The 18,129-nt window shown below is 36.8% G+C and carries 20 protein-coding genes; 2 read left to right on the plus strand and 18 right to left on the minus strand.

The annotated features are described in order from the left end of the window. Positions 1–90 precede the first annotated feature (90 nt). From rnmV to ADH31_RS06340, 11 genes are all read right to left on the minus strand, one after another. Complete coding sequence (rnmV, locus tag ADH31_RS06290) at positions 91–654, minus strand: ribonuclease M5 (protein ID WP_049509637.1); 564 nt, start codon at positions 652–654, stop codon at positions 91–93. Next, a complete protein-coding gene (locus ADH31_RS06295; protein WP_049509638.1) occupies positions 651–1,430 on the minus strand; it encodes a TatD family hydrolase in 780 nt (259 codons plus the stop codon). Before ADH31_RS06295 ends, rnmV begins: the two co-directional genes overlap by 4 nt. 133 nt (positions 1,431–1,563) lie before the next feature. Next, the gene (locus tag ADH31_RS06300; protein WP_049509639.1) at positions 1,564–2,703 is read right to left on the minus strand and encodes a tyrosine-type recombinase/integrase; all 1,140 of its coding nucleotides are present in this window, start codon (positions 2,701–2,703) and stop codon (positions 1,564–1,566) included. 62 nt (positions 2,704–2,765) lie between these two features. Further along, positions 2,766–2,975 (minus strand): hypothetical protein, encoded by a 210-nt coding sequence (locus tag ADH31_RS06305; RefSeq protein WP_000526935.1) that lies wholly within the window; start codon positions 2,973–2,975, stop codon positions 2,766–2,768. A 51-nt stretch (positions 2,976–3,026) separates the two neighbouring features. After that, positions 3,027–3,878 carry a rolling circle replication-associated protein gene (locus ADH31_RS06310; protein WP_000276586.1) on the minus strand — a complete coding sequence of 284 codons (852 nt, stop codon included), beginning with the start codon at positions 3,876–3,878 and terminating at the stop codon, positions 3,027–3,029. A 229-nt stretch (positions 3,879–4,107) separates the two neighbouring features. Next, a complete protein-coding gene (locus ADH31_RS06315; protein WP_001139204.1) occupies positions 4,108–4,674 on the minus strand; it encodes a hypothetical protein in 567 nt (188 codons plus the stop codon). Between the two features lie 11 nt (positions 4,675–4,685). Then, complete coding sequence (locus ADH31_RS06320) at positions 4,686–5,051, minus strand: hypothetical protein (protein WP_001128574.1); 366 nt, start codon at positions 5,049–5,051, stop codon at positions 4,686–4,688. 120 nt (positions 5,052–5,171) lie between these two features. Then, complete coding sequence (locus ADH31_RS06325) at positions 5,172–5,606, minus strand: sigma-70 family RNA polymerase sigma factor (RefSeq protein ID WP_239682037.1); 435 nt, start codon at positions 5,604–5,606, stop codon at positions 5,172–5,174. 257 nt (positions 5,607–5,863) lie between these two features. Beyond that, entirely contained in the window at positions 5,864–6,394 is a 531-nt protein-coding gene (locus ADH31_RS06330; RefSeq protein ID WP_000096318.1) for a hypothetical protein, read from the minus strand. Between the two features lie 3 nt (positions 6,395–6,397). Continuing rightward, the gene (locus ADH31_RS06335; RefSeq protein ID WP_049509644.1) at positions 6,398–7,126 is read right to left on the minus strand and encodes a hypothetical protein; all 729 of its coding nucleotides are present in this window, start codon (positions 7,124–7,126) and stop codon (positions 6,398–6,400) included. Positions 7,127–7,157: 31 nt separating this feature from the next. Then, entirely contained in the window at positions 7,158–7,553 is a 396-nt protein-coding gene (locus ADH31_RS06340; protein WP_049509646.1) for a hypothetical protein, read from the minus strand. A gap of 146 nt (positions 7,554–7,699) precedes the next feature. Here ADH31_RS06340 and ADH31_RS06345 point away from each other — a divergent pair, with 146 nt between their 5' ends. Continuing rightward, on the plus strand, positions 7,700–8,032 hold the full coding sequence (locus tag ADH31_RS06345; RefSeq protein ID WP_000387971.1) for a helix-turn-helix domain-containing protein: 333 nt from the start codon (positions 7,700–7,702) through the stop codon (positions 8,030–8,032). Between the two features lie 78 nt (positions 8,033–8,110). On the opposite strand, the gene ADH31_RS06350 is transcribed toward ADH31_RS06345, so the two are convergent. Both ADH31_RS06350 and ADH31_RS06355 read right to left on the minus strand, forming a co-directional pair. Continuing rightward, positions 8,111–9,292, minus strand: coding sequence for a hypothetical protein (locus tag ADH31_RS06350; protein ID WP_000094830.1), 1,182 nt, complete (start codon positions 9,290–9,292; stop codon positions 8,111–8,113). After that, complete coding sequence (locus ADH31_RS06355) at positions 9,285–9,656, minus strand: hypothetical protein (RefSeq protein WP_000922356.1); 372 nt, start codon at positions 9,654–9,656, stop codon at positions 9,285–9,287. Before ADH31_RS06355 ends, ADH31_RS06350 begins: the two co-directional genes overlap by 8 nt. Positions 9,657–10,038: 382 nt before the next feature. Here ADH31_RS06355 and ADH31_RS06360 point away from each other — a divergent pair, with 382 nt between their 5' ends. Next, on the plus strand, positions 10,039–11,883 hold the full coding sequence (locus ADH31_RS06360; RefSeq protein WP_049509648.1) for an APC family permease: 1,845 nt from the start codon (positions 10,039–10,041) through the stop codon (positions 11,881–11,883). Positions 11,884–12,065: 182 nt separating this feature from the next. On the opposite strand, the gene rpmH is transcribed toward ADH31_RS06360, so the two are convergent. The 5 genes from rpmH to ADH31_RS06385 form a co-directional block, all read right to left on the minus strand. Continuing rightward, positions 12,066–12,200 carry a 50S ribosomal protein L34 gene (rpmH, locus tag ADH31_RS06365; protein ID WP_000831905.1) on the minus strand — a complete coding sequence of 45 codons (135 nt, stop codon included), beginning with the start codon at positions 12,198–12,200 and terminating at the stop codon, positions 12,066–12,068. Between the two features lie 144 nt (positions 12,201–12,344). After that, positions 12,345–13,559 (minus strand): pyridoxal phosphate-dependent aminotransferase, encoded by a 1,215-nt coding sequence (locus ADH31_RS06370; RefSeq protein ID WP_045762715.1) that lies wholly within the window; start codon positions 13,557–13,559, stop codon positions 12,345–12,347. Between the two features lie 591 nt (positions 13,560–14,150). Further along, positions 14,151–15,611, minus strand: a complete 1,461-nt coding sequence (gene gltX, locus ADH31_RS06375; RefSeq protein ID WP_000031064.1) for a glutamate--tRNA ligase — start codon at positions 15,609–15,611, stop codon at positions 14,151–14,153. A 130-nt stretch (positions 15,612–15,741) separates the two neighbouring features. After that, positions 15,742–17,091, minus strand: a complete 1,350-nt coding sequence (locus ADH31_RS06380) for a glucose-6-phosphate isomerase (RefSeq protein ID WP_000018249.1) — start codon at positions 17,089–17,091, stop codon at positions 15,742–15,744. A 169-nt stretch (positions 17,092–17,260) separates the two neighbouring features. Beyond that, a complete protein-coding gene (locus tag ADH31_RS06385) occupies positions 17,261–17,950 on the minus strand; it encodes a gamma-glutamyl-gamma-aminobutyrate hydrolase family protein (RefSeq protein ID WP_049509651.1) in 690 nt (229 codons plus the stop codon). Positions 17,951–18,129 lie beyond the last annotated feature (179 nt).

The raw sequence follows: 18,129 nt of genomic DNA on the forward strand, positions 1-18,129 counted from the left end.
CACTTTTCTAATGCTTGCTACCAAGCCTGATTAAACCGTATATGATTACTTCTATTGTATCATATTCCCCCTACATTTTGGGGGAGTTTCTCAATCCTCATAAGATTTCATGGCATCTTCAACTTCAGCTAAACTGATGCCAAATAATTCTAAACGCTTGAGAAGTTGTTTCCCATTGGAATAACCAATACGTAGACTCTCTCCTAGATATTCTCTGCGTTTTCGGCTATCTGCTCCAGCCAAAAATCCCAATCGAATCAAGTCACTACGGCTAATGTCAGAGTCACTTTCTGCTTCAAACTGCTCTGTGACTTGTTCCAGCGCGGTTTTCAAATCTTCATAACTGGCATGTTCGATTCCTAAGGAACGTCCTTTGGTCTTGGACTTAGGAACAGCCTCATTACGTTTGAGAAAAGCGTGTTGAACTGTCGGAATGGCCGTCATAATCATCCGACGAATGCGTTCCCCATTAAAGTCAGGATCTGTAAAGACAATCACCCCATGACGTTGATGTAGACGTTGGATTCGTTCAAGATCTTGCTCATTGATAGCAGAGCCACGAGTCTCATAGGTCTCCACATCAAAATAACGTTTGAGATTGGCCGTATCATCACGCCCTTCGACTACGACGACTTGGGAAATTTTCTTTTTCATAATTTACTTTCCAGTCCAAAAATTCGTTCCGCATTTGCACTTGTCGCAGCAGCTAATTCTTCTGTCGATACGCCACGCAAATCTGCAATAAAGTCCACTACATAGCGCGTGTAAGCTGTCTTGTTTTCACGACCACGCTTGGGAACGGGTGCCAAGTAAGGCGCATCTGTCTCTACTAAAATCTTATCCAAAGGCAATTCTTTGGCTGCTTCCTGGATATCTGTTGCCTTCTTGAAAGTTACCACTCCAGAAAAGGAAATGGTCATACCTAACTCCACAAACTTTTCAGCCCATTCCAGAGAACCTGAGAAGGAGTGCATGATGCCACCACGGGGACCGACTCCCTCACTTTTGATAATTTCATAGGTATCTTCGAGCGCATCACGGGTGTGAACTACAAAAGGTAAGTCCAATTCCTTTGATAGCTGAATCTGACGACGGAAAACTTGCTCCTGCACTTCTTTTGGGGCTGTCATCCAGTGATAGTCCAAACCAATCTCACCCAAGGCTACCACTTTAGGATGTTTTAGCTTATCCAACAGGTAATTCTCAACATCCTTTGTATAGGTCCCTGCCTCTGTTGGATGCCAACCAATCGTCGCATAAAGTTGGTCATATTCTTCCACCAATTCCAAGGCACGCTCAATGGTTGGTTTGTCAAAACCAACAATATTCATCCGAGTCACACCCATTTCAGCTGCTAAGGCTATTTCTTCTGCTTCTCTTCCTGAAAATTCTTCCACATTCAAGTGGGTATGTGTATCAAAAATATCCATACTATATTTCCTTCTCTTTCCTCAATATTCCTTAACTACCAGAAGAAAAGAATTTCTTTCTTCTATACTTCCCTATATTTCCTCTAGTTTCTATTCACTTTGGTTAGTACTTGGTTAGTTCTATGGTTAGCATCTACAGATGAATTTGATTAAGTTTCTCTCTCAATTCATCCTGTATATTTTTTGTTACATGACTATAGATCCTTAAAGTGATAGATTCATCTCTATGTCCAACTCGCTCCATAATAGCCTTTATGGGTATCCCTAGTTCAGCCAACAAACTAATATGAGAATGTCTAAGCATGTGAATATTATAGGATCTGTGCCCACCTAACACTACTTCACAAATATTTTTGATAAATCTATATAACAAAGGTTGTCTCATAATGTTACCTTGCTCAGTCACAAAGATGAACTCCTCATCAAAACAGTTACTACGAAAGTACTCGATAATTTCCAAGCAACGTTCACTTAGTACTATCGTCCTTACAGAACCTATTGTTTTCGTTGTCTGTAAGATTCTCTCATCATATCCATGAGCAACATAATCTATAGTATGATCAATTGTTAAAAGATTCGCTTTGAAGTTTACATCTTGATAGCGAACCCCAATAAACTCTGCGAAACGAAGACCAGTTAAAAAGATAAATTCCATTGCCAAAGCATAACGCTTATCTTTATTGTGACTTTCACAATACGATAGAACCTGTCCTAGTTCCTCTCTACTAATGAAATTAGCCTTAGCTTTTTGCAACTTCTCGTAGTCCGCTTTCTGCTTCGGAATTACCACCCCTTTAACTGGTGAGTCAGAAATATATCCGACCTTTACAGCATAATCAAAGATACCATTCAAGTAAATTTTTCGATTTTTTCTTGTTGAATTTTGAACATTCAAATTCATTAGATATGTTTGAACTAGCTGAGTGGTGTAATCTGATATTCTCAAATTTCCTACTATTCCCATGAAAAGCTCTAAACTTTTCACCTCACTTCTATAACTAGAAGATTTTATCTCACTGGAACGAATAGTTTTCCATTCTTCCAATAGTTGACTGAAATTCATTTCTTCTAGTTGTTTCTTTTCAACTTCCTCTTTTGTAGGGGCGATTAGAAGTTTTTCAATTTTTAGCGCTAAACGACGTTTTGCTTCTGCTTGAGAAACTCTAGATTTTGATTTTAGAGTCACAGAGACTTGTTTCCACTTTTCCTCTCGTTCATGATAGAATTTCTCATAATAACGGTATTTCCCATTATCCAATTCTTTAAAAAACATTTTTTCTCCTTGTACTTTTAAAGCAAAGGAAAGCTATGTAGCATAGCTTAATTATAACATAACTACATAGCTTCCTCATATTTCTTTTGTTTATACTGCAAAAATTCCTTATAGCCTTCAACATCTATATAGACTCTCTTATGAGAAGGCTTTAAAATGTATCCTTGGAATTTTTCATTTCGTCTCATCTCTGTTAGATCATTATTTAAGGTTTTTAGCGGAATATCAAATAATTCCGTAATCCCTCTCTTACTTTTATATATATTTCCCATAAAATTCTCCTATTTTGATATAATAGAGATGATAAAAGACAACTTCTTTTATTACCTACTTAGCTTGTCAGTTGCTCCGATAAAAGTATCTGACAGGCTTTTTAAGTTGTCATAAAACTCCGTAGTATATTCTTTCACACCATAAGGAGTTTCATGTTTTGTGGTCCGTGAAAATGTCGGAGGGCTGTTAATTTTATAAGTTTCTATAAGCTCACCCTTTGTTGTTGTAATTTCCAAAGGCTTTTCAATTCCTCTGCTAGTCCGATAAATTCTAATACCCTTGGGATACATGTATAGGCGCGCACCTTTTATAATTGCTTTGTTTTGTGAACCCTCATCACCTATCTGTAAATTAGATAGATAAGCAATCAAATAATTCCCAACCTTATCAGCTCTCTTTAACCTCTTGGTCTTTGTAAAACCTTTCCTCCACATCTTAGCAAGGTCATTGTTAGGAATTGTTAGTTCGGAATCGTTCTTTAATAACACATGCAAATGCCATCTTCCACTAGCTTGTGGTTCAATGACCGTAATATAATCAACATTTCCAAACTGATTACGAATGCGTCGAATGAACGCTTTGAAATCCATGTAAACTATAGCCGGATCGGTAACATGGTCTCGATAAGTCAACGTTATCCATAACTGGTTGATACCTCCCGTAAAATTATGAGCTACTAGACGGCGTAGTTTTTTCATAGTCTGTTTAGTAGACTTCAAATTATCGAGTCGTGTACTACTCGAAGTATCCATGTCATGAATTTCTCCCGTCTCCAGATTTACGTAACGTTTTCCAGATATTACCTTGATAGTCTGCTCCTGTTGTCCATTCGCAGTTGTCATTTCTATCGTATCACCATACAAGTAGCTCTTAACAAGTTTAGTTGAATCTATTTTATACATATATATTTATACTTATCGTGCTTTTGTTTGACGCTTATCAAGTTAATAGCGTCAAAATTACGATGATTAAATTCAGATTTATTCCATGATTTATTGACAATAGGGACCCTAAGATTATAAAACTGATTGTGTCGGCACGGCGAACAAAGTTCGACCGCACCACCCCAACCAGTCTAATCTATCTTAACCTATAGTCAATAAACTTTCACGGCATAAAGAATTTAACCATCTAAGACCACGGATGTTTCAACTTGAACAACGCCCCTTTAATCGTTCGTTTATCTGATTCATTACATATGATGAATACTAGATAGCGTAACCCATGCTTTACATATAGATCAGCGAGACCATGAAGAGCATATTTGTGCAAATAAAAAATCCAAGTATCCTGTATTCGTAATAGAACTTCTGGGGGTAGCTCTCCAAAAACTTGAAACCGGAAAACTACACACCTAGCTTCAAATTCTCGAATCCCATGGTTATCAATTGCACATATAGGAACTCTTTCATCTGCCACATGCACTCTCTGGATTGACTTACTCCCATCAGCTTGTTCAACTTCCTGCTCCTCATAAATCGGAGATGGCGTATATGCAAACTGATTTACTTGAATGCTCTCTTTCACTAATTCTACCAATACATTTTGCGTAGAAGCTAGAAATCTATTCCAGTTTTTTTGCTTTTCTTCTATCTGGACTTTCCTCCGGTACTCCTGAAGTTTTCTGCTAAAAAGGTGATAAACTTCCTTAATACCTTCAAAAACCTTCGCAGGTATTTCTTCAATAATTGATGGCATATTTGCCTCCTTTAAAGTGCGACAACTTCAATGACTTTTGCAGTTAAACTAAGCTGGTTACGATATTCTCCGTATACAATTGCTTTCTCAATGTCTACAATTTCTACAGATGTCAGCATTGGTTGAAACGAGTCATAATCCTTCATCGTTGCAAGTGGAACTTTTACAGTGAGTTGCTCCCCAATATTATTTTTTTCGTTTGGATAGTCGCTTTCATCAGAAAAGATAAGTACTCCCACTTTTACTCCTTTTTCAATTTCTGAACCAGTCTCACTTTTTTCTGTCCACCTTGTAGAAGAAATATAGCGTAACTCTTTGAGAGAAAGAAACGACTGAGCATTAAACTCAGTAAAATGTGATAAATTTTTAAGTGGCATAATTAAAACCTTCTTTCTAGCTAGACTTAAAAGCAAATCGTCTACTTTTAATCAAATAAACACTGTGACGATTACAGATAACAACATTTAAAATTACCTCCTCAAGTATAAGGAGAAATTTCAGCAAAATTCGGAGGATATTATGATTTTTTTTATTCTCTCTATAATACGGTCATAATGTCTTTTGACAGTCTTGTCACTAAGTCCAACTTCCTTTGCAAGATGAGAGAATGATTTATTCCCAAAAACTACTCCAAACAGAATTTCTCTGTCTTTGTCGCTCAACAAACTCTCAATAGCATCATTTATAATAGCAATTTCTTCTTTTTTAATTAAGAGAGACAATGGGTCATTATAATCTGCTATCGTATCTAATAAAGAACCTTTATCAATAGAACTACTGTCTAAACTACACAGACCGTGCGTTCTATCTTTTCTACATAAATTCTCATAAGACTGATTTAATAAATTTTCTACCTTATCCCAATCACCAGATAATTTAGCTTTTTTAATTGCTTCTTCTCTACGTTGTTCTACTTTTGTTAAATCTACCATATGTTGGTACCTCCTACTGGGATTTACCAACACTACCCAAAGGGGCTCCATAGCCTCTCGTCAGTGGAAACTTACCTTATGTGATTTTAAAAAGAACATAGTAAGATGCATAAAAAAATAGCAGTTATACAAAATCGTATAACTGCTATGCATTTTAATCACTATATATATCATAAAAAATTCATAATCATTCACCAATTTATGGACTTTCACATATCACTGACTGGTTAACTTACACATGAATATATTATATTCAATCACTGAAAAACATTCTCACTATCAAGCACTAATTCTGAATAAAAAACATCAGGTGTTTGTTTAATAATTTTTAAATGATTTGTTCTTTGTGACTGTGTAAATTTAATTTGTATTCCATGTTTACTATTATAATTAACAAAGTGTGTTTCTGAATTCTCTGCTAAACATTCTAACGTACTTAACTCAGCCATGATTATTCTGATTTTTCTTTTTTCCTCTTGACTATCAACAAATACAAATGAAACTGCTGGGATCATCCCTAGCATGTTAGCTGTATCTTTCAATTTGTTTATGTTGTTCCTATCAAAATCAAACGATTTACTTTCTGTGTCTGGAAAATTCCTTCCCTTTACAGAAATAGCTAATCTTTTCGAATCTCCTCTCCTCCTGACTGCAACAACATCAGCACCGACGTGATCAATAAGAGCAACTGACCAATTATTTAATCCTAAAATATACATTACCAAAGATTCTGAAAAATCACCGAATTGTTTTGGGAAACGAAGATCTCTTTCATCTAAACTACTCATAATTTACCTCGACTCTAACTCCCAGTCCGAGAATGGTTTAGCAATTTTTTTATAAATAGACGCTCCTGAAATACTATCTTTAATATGATGGAAAAATAAAGAAATCACTCCATTTTCACCATAATAAGTAAATTGATCCTTTTTTAAACTAATATAGATAGTTGGGTGTCTTTTCTCATCATAATCTATAGTTATGTTTTGGATATTTTCGAATGAAAATTTTTGAATTTGCGACAATTCAGCGTTCTCTTTTCCAAAATTATGAATGAACGAGATAATAAATTTAGATTCACAAACCGTAATCGAACATACTCTCCCATGAAAATCCGTAAATAATTCAAAATCCTTAAATTCAAATTCTTGAATTATATTATTTCGTAAGTACCATTTTATAATAGCTCTCTCATACTTATTACGAATCTTTAGAGGAGCTTCATTTTTATTTTCTTTAGCTATCATCCAATCAATAAATGTAATATTTTGATCATATGTTCCTTTAGGAAAAGCTGATATGAACTTATGTAAGTCATCTTTTTTTACTGGATTATATTTAATATCTGTGTTTGCTACTGAATAGCCTTGAAGAATTGCTGATACTCGACCACCATCTGAACTCCCATAGTATTCTTCCGTAATTCGTCCTCCACTTACACCATTATAATATCGAAATAAAACTTCTACACGTTCATCATTATTTGTTTGTAAAAAAACATTCAACAAGGCAAAACTCATATTATTTACTTACTTTCTACTTTTTAACTTTCTACTTTTTAACTTTCCACATTGTAACACCATTTTTATAATTATATTCTGCTTTATACCCAGCAGCTTTTATTAATGTTATAGTTCTTTTACATATTGTTTCTACATCTTTTCCAGTATTAAAATAAAGCCAAGTAGGTAATTTATCATATAAAGGCGTATCTCTGAAATATCTAGATTGATAAAAACTATAAAAACTAGCATTAAATACATTTCTAGAGAAAAATTTAGTTCTTCCATCATAGTTATAACTCATTAACTTTTCTGTTCTTTTAAACTCCTCTATAGCATACTTTTTAAAAGCCCTATATAATTGTTCTTTTTGACTGGTACTCATAACTTTAGTTTTATGGTAAACACTATACGATTTTGCAGTTGCAGCAGAATATACTAACATAAGACCACACTCCTTTTGTATTGTTTTTTATCTATTTTAACACAAAATTGTACAGTTTGCTATCTAATATCTTTTTTTTGGATAGTTAATTGTACTTAAAAAATCATATAGAGGATAGTAAAATAGTACAAAAGAGGAAATTACGGATGGAAGCTAATCAATTACAAAAATACATAGCAGAGCGTATACGAGAATGTAGAAAAGAACAGAATCTTAGCCAAGAACAATTATCCAATCAAGCCGGGCTAGGTGTTAAAGCAATACAAAACATCGAGAATATGAAATACGATTTTAAAATACACACACTTGAAAAGGTTGTTACAGCTTTAGGTATGACCGTAGAAGACTTCTTTAATTTCCCGCTTTCAAATAATTCCGTCCCTATGACTACGTTGATTGATAACATCTCAGATTTATCACACACAAAAAAATCAAAAATCATTTCTTTATTCAATGAAATTGTCAAAAACATAGATTAAAAGAGGAACTCTCAATGAATTCCTCTTTTTGTATGCTACTTTAACTTTCCTTTGGTTAGCTTTTTTACTTTATAGATACTAACTATTCTGATTAAAATCTAAAATTTCATATTTTTCAGAGATTACATTTCTATTTTTATCCAAAAAAGTTTGCTTTATCCACCGTCCTCGTATTTCACTTGACACCGAAATGGTTCTATTCATTCCTTTAATTTCCCTAAATAATTCACTTGAAAACTTTGCCTTTACTATGCCAGATAAAGTTTTTATAGAGACATTATTTCGAGCATTGGATGCACTAGATACTATTCCTTCAAAATAGAATTCTTCTGAAAATACTTCCGCATCATCTTGCTTTTGAACTAGAGAATTTAAGTCTTGAATAAATTTATCACTTTGTGCATTAACAATAATAGTGGATAGCTTTTTCTTGTCCTTTTCCAAAGTTACAGTAAGGCCGTTTTCTTTTATGACATTATAAAATTCAACGAAAGATTTTACTATTTTATTATTCTCAAAAATTACATCTGAGTAGACATCCGACGCCTCTTTGTGATTTATAGATTCTGTAAAAACAATAAAGTCATCAAAATAAAGTTCAAATTCATCCTCAAAAAGAGTAACCTCTTCCGGACGAACTATTTCAAAATTTATATTGAATGAACCGGGGGTAAATGGTGTTAGTACAAGTTTCCCATTAGTAAATATATTATGTTCCCTTAAAAATACTTTTGACCCCTCTATAAAATTTTCCATCAAATTTATCGCTTTAGCAACGACATCTAAATCTGCTGAGTGTGAGTTATAAGAATCAACTAGCTTTATTGTTAGTTGTTTATTATTTAAAATATCTGAAAATGTTGTGGCATATTCACTACATAGCGTATTAAAACTTTTTCCACTAATCAAATCCCGCTCAAATTTTGATTCGTCCTCAGGGAAAAACTCACTCGCATTAATGTTATTCTCTAATTCGAAAATTTTAACACCATATTTAACAAAAATATTATTTTCTCTTTTTAGAATGGAAAAATCATCTTCTAAATAAAACTCTTGAAGAAGTGTATTCGTAGAAATATCAGAGAATAGAGTCTTCAAATTCTTAATAGAAAGAGGTTTTACAAAAAATGTATCAAAATCAATTGCATATACAAAATAATATTTATCATCGATCTTCTTAGTAATAAATGACAATGGAATATCATAGTAATCAAAAATATAAAGATATTCTACTGATTCAAAATCAAAAATACTACTCATTTTCTAAACCTCCTTCCTGAGCATCAAGAAAATTCACATCCTGAAACTCCCACAAATTTAAATGTTCTCCTTCTAACAGTCCCACACCATGACTAGGTAAAATATTTATCAACACAGCAACTTTATCTTTAAATTTAGGAAAACGTTTTTTTAGTCTTTCAATTGCTTGCTCTGATGCAAAAAACGATAAAGCTTTGGCCTCACATAATTTTTGGGGCGGAAAATTCAAACCTAAATCTACGTGAGTTTTAAAGTCGTCTTTTTCAGGAACCGCACTATTACATATTCTATAAAACGAACCTTCCACCTCGTTTGCTTCAGATGGCGGACAAGAATCGGGATAATCTTCACCATACTTCAACATATAATTCTCCTTAAAATTAAAACCAACTATTATTATTTTACTCTATGCAAAGTAAGTTTTCAAGTATCTACAAATATTATAGTGAAATAAAAAGAGAGATTCATCTCCCTCTTCGTTATGCTACTTTAACTTTCCTTTGGTTAGTTTTATGGTTAATTTGTGCCTCAATAATGTTAAGAGTACTTAAACTATACTCCAGACACTCTAAGTATGTGTATCAAAAATCATTTATATTTCCTCGTTTTTTCTACCTTCTATTATACCAAAAAACTGCTCTCATCCTTATAGGAAAAAATATTTTAAAATCACTCACTTTTTCTTGACGACTTATTTTCATAGCAGTATAATAACTCTTGTTGAAATTTTCAGAAAAGGAAAGAAAATGTTTACGAAATTAAAATATACCTTTATTGGTCGTCCCCTTAAGTCCTTGACTGAAGGCGAGGGAGGACTACTTGGAAAAACACAGGCACTTGCAATGCTCTCAAGCGATGCCCTTTCATCTATCGCCTATGGACCTGAGCAGGTCGTCCTTGTCTTGGCTAGCCTATCTCCGCTTGCTATCTGGTGGAGTCTCCCTATCGGCATTTTTGTCCTCTTGCTACTTGCTAGTCTAACCATTTCTTACCGACAAATCATTCACGCCTACCCTCAAGGTGGGGGTGCCTATATGGTAACACGAGAAAATCTTTCTCCTGAGCTCGGTTTGATTGCCGGTGGAAGCTTGCTTGTTGACTATATGCTAACAGTAGCCGTATCCGTGGCCGCAGGGGCTGATGCTATCACAGCAGCACTTCCTGCTCTCCATCCCTACAACCTCCACATCTCCATTTTTTTGGTCTGTTTACTCATGCTTTTGAATCTGCGAGGCTTGAGGGAATCTGCTAGTTCTCTGATGATCCCTGTCTATCTCTTTATCTTTAGCACGGTCTTCCTCTTATTGTTTGGTATCTTCCAACTATTGACTGGTTCTCTCAGCTATCATGCAACTTCTGCAATTGGTCAAACTGTCCCGAGTCTCTCAATCGTCCTGATTTTAAGAGCCTTTACCAGCGGTTCAGCTTCATTAACCGGGGTTGAAGCCATCTCAAATGCTGTTCCATTTTTCAAGACCCCAAAAGAAAAGAATGCAGCTCAAACACTGACCATCATGTCTCTGATTCTTGGATTTCTCTTTGCAGGGATTACCTTCCTAAATTACTGGATGGGAATTACACCTCAACACGGAGAAACAATCCTCTCACAAATGGCTAAAGGAATTTTAGGGGATTCAGCTCTCGGTCAGATTGTTTATTATCTATTCCAATTTTCAACTGCCCTAATCCTAGCCGTAGCTGCAAATACTGGTTTTTCTGCCTTCCCGATGTTGGCATACAATATGGCTAAGAACAAGTACATGCCCCATCTCTTTATGGAAAAAGGGGATCGCCTAGGCTACTCAAACGGTATTTTAACCTTGGCCTTCGGTGCTATGATCCTCCTGCTCATTTTCAACGGAAATACAGAACGCTTGATCCCTCTTTATACTATAGGAGTTTTCGTCCCCTTTGCGCTTTCTCAAACAGGGATGATTCGCCACTGGAAAAAAGAAAAAGGCTCTCATTTCTTAAAATCTGCCTTTGCTAACATCCTCGGCGCCATCATTTGTTATGCTATCGTTCTTATCTTACTCTTCTTCAGACTTGGAGATATCTGGCCATTCTTCCCAATTATCCTAGTCTTAACCTTCCTCTTTTTGTCTATCCACAGTCATTACCAAAAAGTGGCCAAACAGCTCCGACTTTATGAAGGAATTCAAAAGAAAACCTACGATGGCAATATCGTCCTTGTCTTAGTGGGAAATGTTACCCGAGTCAGCGTCGGAGCGATTAATTACGCGCAAAGTATTGGAGATGAGGTTTTGGCGATGCACATTTCCACCAAGGAAACTGAGGAAAAAGACCAAGAAATCCTCAAAGAATTTGCCGACTACTTCCCAAATATTACTCTAAAAAACATTAATACTAGCTATCGCGATATCATCACACCTACAGTTCGCTATGTTCGTAAAATCTCTCAAGAAGCCAAGAAAAAGAACTACACAGTCACAGTTCTAGTACCCCAATTTATCCCTAATAAACCTTGGCAAAATATCCTCCACAATCAAATGAGTCTCAAATTAAAATATGCTCTCAGATGGCACGAAGATGTCGTCGTTGCCAGCTACTCTTATCATTTGAAAGAATAAAGAAAAGCTCAAAATCAGAAATTCACCTTCTGATTTTGAGCTTTTTTCTATATGCTGTCTTTCCAATACATCTGCTGAAGTTTTTATTCTAAAAAAGGTATTTTAGAAAATTCACTTTTTTAGGCAACAGAAAAGCCAGTAGACTCGAGTTCCTACTGACTTCTTTGTTGAATTCGTTTGGATTATGCAGCCAAAACTTTGCGTCCTTTACGACGACGAGCTGCCAATACGCGACGACCGTTTTTAGTTGACATACGGTTACGGAATCCGTGTTTGCGCGCACGACGTAGTTTACTTGGTTGATAAGTACGTTTCACGATGAATACCTCCTCATAGATTTTGTATTCGTTTAGCCGGCTATAAAGTGATCAGTTACTAAACATACTTTACTATTCTATCTGATTCTTTCGCATTTGTCAATAGCTCTGGCAAATGTTTCCAGCTTTTTTGCTATGAAAGCCTTATCTACGATACTGCTTCAAGAAACGGGTCATCTTTTCTTGAATTTGGGCTAACTCATCGACACGTGGCAGATAAACGATACGGAAGTGATCTGGCTCTTTCCAGTTAAATCCTCGTCCATGGACCAAAAGTACTTTTTCTTGCTTCAAGAAATCAAGGACAAATTGTTCATCATCATCGATACGATACATATTGCGGTCAATTTTAGGGAAGATATAAAGACCCGCTTTAGGTTTAACCGCTGACAAACCTGGGATATCTTGAATGGCATTATAAATGAAGTTTCTTTGCTCGTAGATACGACCACCTGGCAAGAGTAATTCGTCCACCGATTGGTGACCACCGAGTGAAGTTTGAACAACCTGTTGAGCCAAGACGTTAGAACAAAGGCGCATGTTTGAAAGCATGTTGAGACCTTCAATATATCCCTTTACATGATGTTTAGGTCCAGACAAGACCATCCAACCCACACGGAAACCAGCGATACGGTGAGATTTAGACAGACCATTCATGCTGACACAGAAAAGGTCTGGAGCCAAACTAGCAACTGGTGTGTGGACATTGCCATCCATAACCATACGGTCGTAGATTTCATCCGCAAAGATAATCAAGTCATTTTGACGAGCAATCTCAATGATATCTAGTAAGAGTTCTTTAGGATAGAGGGCTCCCGTTGGATTATTTGGATTGATTAAAACGATAGCCTTAGTATTTGAACTAATCTTAGACTTAATGTCATCTAGGTCTGGATACCATTCAGCTTCTTCATCACAGACGTAGTGAACGGCATTTCCTCCAGCCAAGCTAACAGCAGCAGTCCACAGAGGGTAGTCAGGCATTGGAACCAAGACTTCATCGCCATTGTCCAAGAGACCTTGCATGGACATAACAATCAGCTCACTAACACCATTTCCAAGATAGATATCATCAATACCTACATTTGGGAATTTTTTGAGCTGACAGTACTGCATAATCGCTTTGCGGGCTGAAAAGATACCTTTTGAATCTGAATAACCTTCACTATCACGCGCATTCATAATCAAATCATGGATAACCTCATCTGGTGCGGTAAAACCAAACTCAGCTGGGTTCCCTGTATTCAAACGGAGGATTTTTTCTCCATTTGCTCGCATACGCATGGCTTCCTCAAGAACTGGTCCACGAATATCATAAGCCACGTGCTCTAATTTGATTGATTTGTTAAATTCTTTCATTTGATTTCCTCAATTCATCAGGATAGTTAATATTATACCACTTGATAGAAAAATCGTAAATCGCCCACTACTATTCCACAAAAAAACCTTGCTTAACGCAAGGTAAACAGAGCAAGGTCGATTTCTTTCTATTTTTGGGAGAAGAAAGAGAAAAATATGCATCTCTAGTAAGATATACATCTAAATCTAAAGTCTCGCATATAAACTTCGAATCGAAAACGAAGGCATCGTTATGGATGATAGTTGCATGAACTCATGAATTTCTTCCTGTGTCCAGCAAAACGCAAAGAAAAAATAAGTCGACTCAACAAACAACATAGACGATGTCTGGGCTAATTCGAGTCTGTTTGTAAAGAATTTTACCATATCACTGACTTCTTTTCCCTGCCCTGTCACTTAGTATTATACACTAAAACTTTTGCATTTTCAAATAAGTATATATGAAAATTGCTTTTTTTAAAAGGGATTCCTAAAAGTATCCTTTATCATACATTTAATAGATTTTTCTATGTTCATAAAAAAGAGAGAACCATGTGATTCTCTCGGTTTTTACTTCTACAAATATCTAGAAGGAAATTTAATTTCGTAAGATTATTTCGCAATTTCAGCCAACATTTTTTCAATGTGTTGAATTGATTTTTCACGTCCAAGCAAGTAGATGGTATCTGGCAATTCAGGACCATGCATTTCACCTGAAACGGCGATACGGATTGGCATGAAGAGATTCTTCCCTTTGATACCTGTTTCTTTTTGGACTGCTTTGATTTGTGGGAAGATATTTTCTACCACAAACTCATCTTCTGACATAGCTTCAAGTTTGGCTTTGAAGGCTTCAAGTACAGTTGGCACCGTTTCACCAGCCATGACTTCTTTCTCAGCTTCTGTCAATTCTGGGAAGTCTGAGAAGAAGAGGTCTGTCAATGGAACGATTTCATCCACTGACTTCATTTGTGGTTTGTAGAGTTCCACCAATTTTTCAGCCTTATCTGTCAAGCGTCCTGCTGCTTCGAGGAATGGTTTGGCCATTTCAAAGATGGTCGCAAGATCCGTATTCTTGATATACTCATTGCTCATCCAGTCCATTTTCTTTTGGTCGAAAGCTGCTGGAGACTTGCTAAGGCGGTTTTCATCAAAAAGTTTGATCAGTTCTTCGCGAGAGAAGATTTCGTCTTCCCCACCAGGGTTCCAACCAAGAAGAGCGATAAAGTTAAAGACTGCTTCTGGCAGGTAGCCCTTCTTACGGTAGTCTTCGATGAACTGAAGAGTATTGGTATCACGTTTAGACAACTTCTTACCAGTCTCAGAGTTGATAATCAAGGTCATGTGACCGAACTCTGGAGCTTCCCAACCAAGAGCCTCATAAACCATAAGTTGTTTTGGTGTATTAGCAATGTGGTCATCTCCACGGATAACGTGAGAAATTTGCATATCGTGGTCATCGATCACAACGGCAAAGTTGTAAGTTGGGTAGCCATCTTTCTTTTGGATAACCCAGTCCCCACCGATATTGCCACCTTCAAATTCGATATCACCTTTGACCATATCATGCCATTTGTAGATACCAGACTCATTAACTGCCAAACGAACCGTTGGGATGATTCCTGCTGCTTCACGTTCTGCAACATAAGCTGCTTTTTCTTCCTCGCTCATACCAAGGTATTCGTTAATGTAACGAGGTGTTTCACCAGCTGCTTCTTGGCGTTCACGTTCAGCTGCCAACTCTTCTTCAGTGACGTAAGATTTGTAGGCTTTCCCTTCGGCTAGCAATTGATCGATGTATTTTTGATAGAGTTCCAAACGCTCTGATTGTCGGTAGTTTTCATGAGTTTCTGGACTTTCATCCCAATCCATGCCCAACCAACGAAGGTTTTCAAGCTGAGAACGTTCTCCATCTTCGACGTGACGCTTACGGTCTGTGTCTTCAATACGGATGATAAAAGTTCCACCATGGTGGCGTGCATACAAGTAGTTAAACAATGCTGTACGGGCATTTCCGATGTGTAGTAGTCCTGTTGGACTTGGTGCATAACGCACACGAATATCTTTTGACATATCTTCTCCTATAAAGTCTCTAGGCGTCTGCCTTTTTGCTCTCTATATTATATCACAAGTCGTGCCAGAGTCCAATTTCTCTTTTCGAGAAATAGTAAAAAGAGTGGTAAAACCACTCTTTTCAGCTCTATTATAGACGAGCGTTGAGTTCTTTGCTCAATTCTTCAAATCCTGGTTTACCAAGAAGGGCAAACATATTACGTTTGTAAGCTTCAACACCTGGTTGGTCAAATGGGTTGATAGCGTTCAAGTAACCTGAAAGGGCGATAGCCAATTCGAAGAAGTAGATTGTGTAACCAAGAGTGAAGGCATCTTGCTCAGGAAGAGTCACGTACATGTTTGGCACGTCACCGTCAGTGTGGGCAAGAAGAACACCGTCAGTTGCTTTTTTATTAACGAAGTCAACGTCTTTTCCTTGAAGGTAACCAAGTCCGTCAAGATCTTCTTCCAAAGTAGGGATGATCACGTTCTTACGTGGTTTGTCCACACGGACAACTGTTTCAAACATGATACGAGTTCCTTCTTGAATAAATTGACCCAATGAGTGCAAGTCTGTTGAGAAGTTAGCTGAAGTTGGGTAAATACCTTTTTGGTCTTTCCCTTCTGACTCACCAGCCAATTGTTTCCACCATTCTGAGAAGTATTGAAGTGATGGCTCGTAGTTTACCAAGATTTCAGTAGCATATCCTTTACGGTAAAGGATGTTACGAACTGCAGCGTATTGGTAAGCTTCGTTTTCTGAAAGTTTGTCTGATGTGTAATCTTTACGAGCAGCATTAGCACCTTCCATAAGGGCTTTGATATCTGCACCTGATGCAGCGATTGGAAGCAATCCAACTGCTGTCAATACTGAGAAGCGTCCACCGATATCATCTGGAACTACAAAAGTTTCCCAACCGTTAGCATCTGCTTCAACCTTAACTGCACCTTTTTGGCGGTCAGTTGTTGCATAGATACGTTTGTTAGCTTCTTCTTGACCGTATTTCTTAACCAAAAGTTCTTTGAAGACACGGAAAGCGATGGCTGGTTCAGTTGTTGTACCTGATTTAGAAATCACGTTTACTGAGAAGTCTTTATCTGAAACATACTCTACCAAGTCAGCAAGGTAAGTTGATGAGATTGAGTTCCCAGCGTAAAGGATTTGTGGTGCTTTGCGTTCTTCTTTGGTTTGCAAGTTTGCAAAATGGTGGTTCAAGAAGTCAATGGCTGCTTTAGCTCCAAGGTATGATCCACCGATACCGATAACAACCAAAACATCGCTGTCTGATTTGATTTGCTCAGCAGCTTTCAAGATGCGGTCAAATTCTTCGCGGTCGTAGTTTTCAGGAAGGTCCAACCAACCCAAGAAGTCGCTACCAGCACCAGTTCCTTTACGGATCAATTCGTCTGCTGCTGTAACTTGTGCTTGCATGTACTCCACTTCATGTGGTGCAACAAATTTGTCTAATACTTTTGAATAATCAAATTTAATATGTGACATAGTATTCCTCCAAAATTTCTTCCTTTCTATCATAACGCTTACTAACAATTTTTTCAAGTTTTTATACTAAAAATTTCCAATTTTTGTCACAATTCAAACGTTTGCGTAAAAACGCAACTCTATAAATATTCGTAAACGACGAATAAAAAAACGACTAAATTTCTAGTCGTTACAATTCATTCAATAAATACTCAAATAACTCTAAGTTGCCATCTTCTTCATTGACCAAGAATTCTGGATGCCACTGGAGACCAATAATACGGTGTTCGTCGATAGATTCGATTGCTTCAACAGTTTGGTCACGTGGATCTACTGCTGTTACGCGGAAATTTGGAGCTAAGTCTTTAATGCTCTGACGGTGCACTGAATTAACTTGACTTTCTTTACCAAACAATTTTGACACAACACTTCCATCAACTGTCTCAATAGAATGTGAAGTCCCAAAAGGTAGGCCTTGCCAATGACCTTCAATCTCCTGATTGAGCGTACCGCCAAAGGCAACGTTAACCAGTTGAACACCACGGCAAATGGCTAAAATTGGTTTGTTCTGACGTAGAGCCTCTTGTAGAAGGGCCAACTCAAACTTATCGCGTGCTAGATTATAGTCATCACTATCAATCGTTTTTTCCTCACCATAAAACTGAGGATGAACATTTTGTCCTCCAGTCAAGATAAGCTTGTCAATCATTTCTACGTAGTCGTGAACAACTGACTCATCACCAACTGGAATCACCAAAGGAAGTCCGCCAACCTGACGAATACTCTCAGCGAATTTACAAGAGACAGATGAATGAATATTTTTTCCTTCTGCGTCCACGGGACATAGATTTGCTGCAACTCCAACAACCGTTCTTGCCATTACTGATTTCCTTTCGTTTTCTATTGATAATCTTATCTTACCATCCTTCCTCACACCTGTCTAATATGTTTTTTTTAAGTCCGTGATAAAATTTTTTTATCAGAAAAAGTTGCCCAAAATTAGGACAACTTTTTTGCTTATACTCAATGAAAATCAAAGAGCAAACTAGGAAGCTAGCC

Origin of the sequence: Streptococcus pseudopneumoniae, assembly GCF_001072375.1 — a bacterium.
Lineage (GTDB): Bacteria > Bacillota > Bacilli > Lactobacillales > Streptococcaceae > Streptococcus > Streptococcus pseudopneumoniae_L.

Excerpts from the sequence above, each read along its gene's own strand:
- ADH31_RS06330 (WP_000096318.1), bottom strand. The coding sequence starts at position 6,394 with ATGAGTAGTTTAGATGAAAGAGATCTTCGTTTCCCAAAACAATTCGGT.
- ADH31_RS06350 (WP_000094830.1), bottom strand. The coding sequence starts at position 9,292 with ATGAGTAGTATTTTTGATTTTGAATCAGTAGAATATCTTTATATTTTT.
- ADH31_RS06370 (WP_045762715.1), bottom strand. The coding sequence starts at position 13,559 with ATGAAAGAATTTAACAAATCAATCAAATTAGAGCACGTGGCTTATGAT.
- ADH31_RS06355 (WP_000922356.1), bottom strand. The coding sequence starts at position 9,656 with ATGTTGAAGTATGGTGAAGATTATCCCGATTCTTGTCCGCCATCTGAA.
- ADH31_RS06345 (WP_000387971.1), top strand. The coding sequence starts at position 7,700 with ATGGAAGCTAATCAATTACAAAAATACATAGCAGAGCGTATACGAGAA.
- ADH31_RS06340 (WP_049509646.1), bottom strand. The coding sequence starts at position 7,553 with ATGTTAGTATATTCTGCTGCAACTGCAAAATCGTATAGTGTTTACCAT.
- ADH31_RS06335 (WP_049509644.1), bottom strand. The coding sequence starts at position 7,126 with ATGAGTTTTGCCTTGTTGAATGTTTTTTTACAAACAAATAATGATGAA.
- ADH31_RS06320 (WP_001128574.1), bottom strand. The coding sequence starts at position 5,051 with ATGCCACTTAAAAATTTATCACATTTTACTGAGTTTAATGCTCAGTCG.
- ADH31_RS06360 (WP_049509648.1), top strand. The coding sequence starts at position 10,039 with ATGTTTACGAAATTAAAATATACCTTTATTGGTCGTCCCCTTAAGTCC.
- ADH31_RS06295 (WP_049509638.1), bottom strand. The coding sequence starts at position 1,430 with ATGGATATTTTTGATACACATACCCACTTGAATGTGGAAGAATTTTCA.
- ADH31_RS06315 (WP_001139204.1), bottom strand. The coding sequence starts at position 4,674 with ATGCCATCAATTATTGAAGAAATACCTGCGAAGGTTTTTGAAGGTATT.
- rnmV (WP_049509637.1), bottom strand. The coding sequence starts at position 654 with ATGAAAAAGAAAATTTCCCAAGTCGTCGTAGTCGAAGGGCGTGATGAT.
- gltX (WP_000031064.1), bottom strand. The coding sequence starts at position 15,611 with ATGTCAAAAGATATTCGTGTGCGTTATGCACCAAGTCCAACAGGACTA.
- ADH31_RS06300 (WP_049509639.1), bottom strand. The coding sequence starts at position 2,703 with ATGTTTTTTAAAGAATTGGATAATGGGAAATACCGTTATTATGAGAAA.
- ADH31_RS06380 (WP_000018249.1), bottom strand. The coding sequence starts at position 17,091 with ATGTCACATATTAAATTTGATTATTCAAAAGTATTAGACAAATTTGTT.
- ADH31_RS06385 (WP_049509651.1), bottom strand. The coding sequence starts at position 17,950 with ATGGCAAGAACGGTTGTTGGAGTTGCAGCAAATCTATGTCCCGTGGAC.
- ADH31_RS06305 (WP_000526935.1), bottom strand. The coding sequence starts at position 2,975 with ATGGGAAATATATATAAAAGTAAGAGAGGGATTACGGAATTATTTGAT.
- ADH31_RS06325 (WP_239682037.1), bottom strand. The coding sequence starts at position 5,606 with ATGGTAGATTTAACAAAAGTAGAACAACGTAGAGAAGAAGCAATTAAA.
- ADH31_RS06310 (WP_000276586.1), bottom strand. The coding sequence starts at position 3,878 with ATGTATAAAATAGATTCAACTAAACTTGTTAAGAGCTACTTGTATGGT.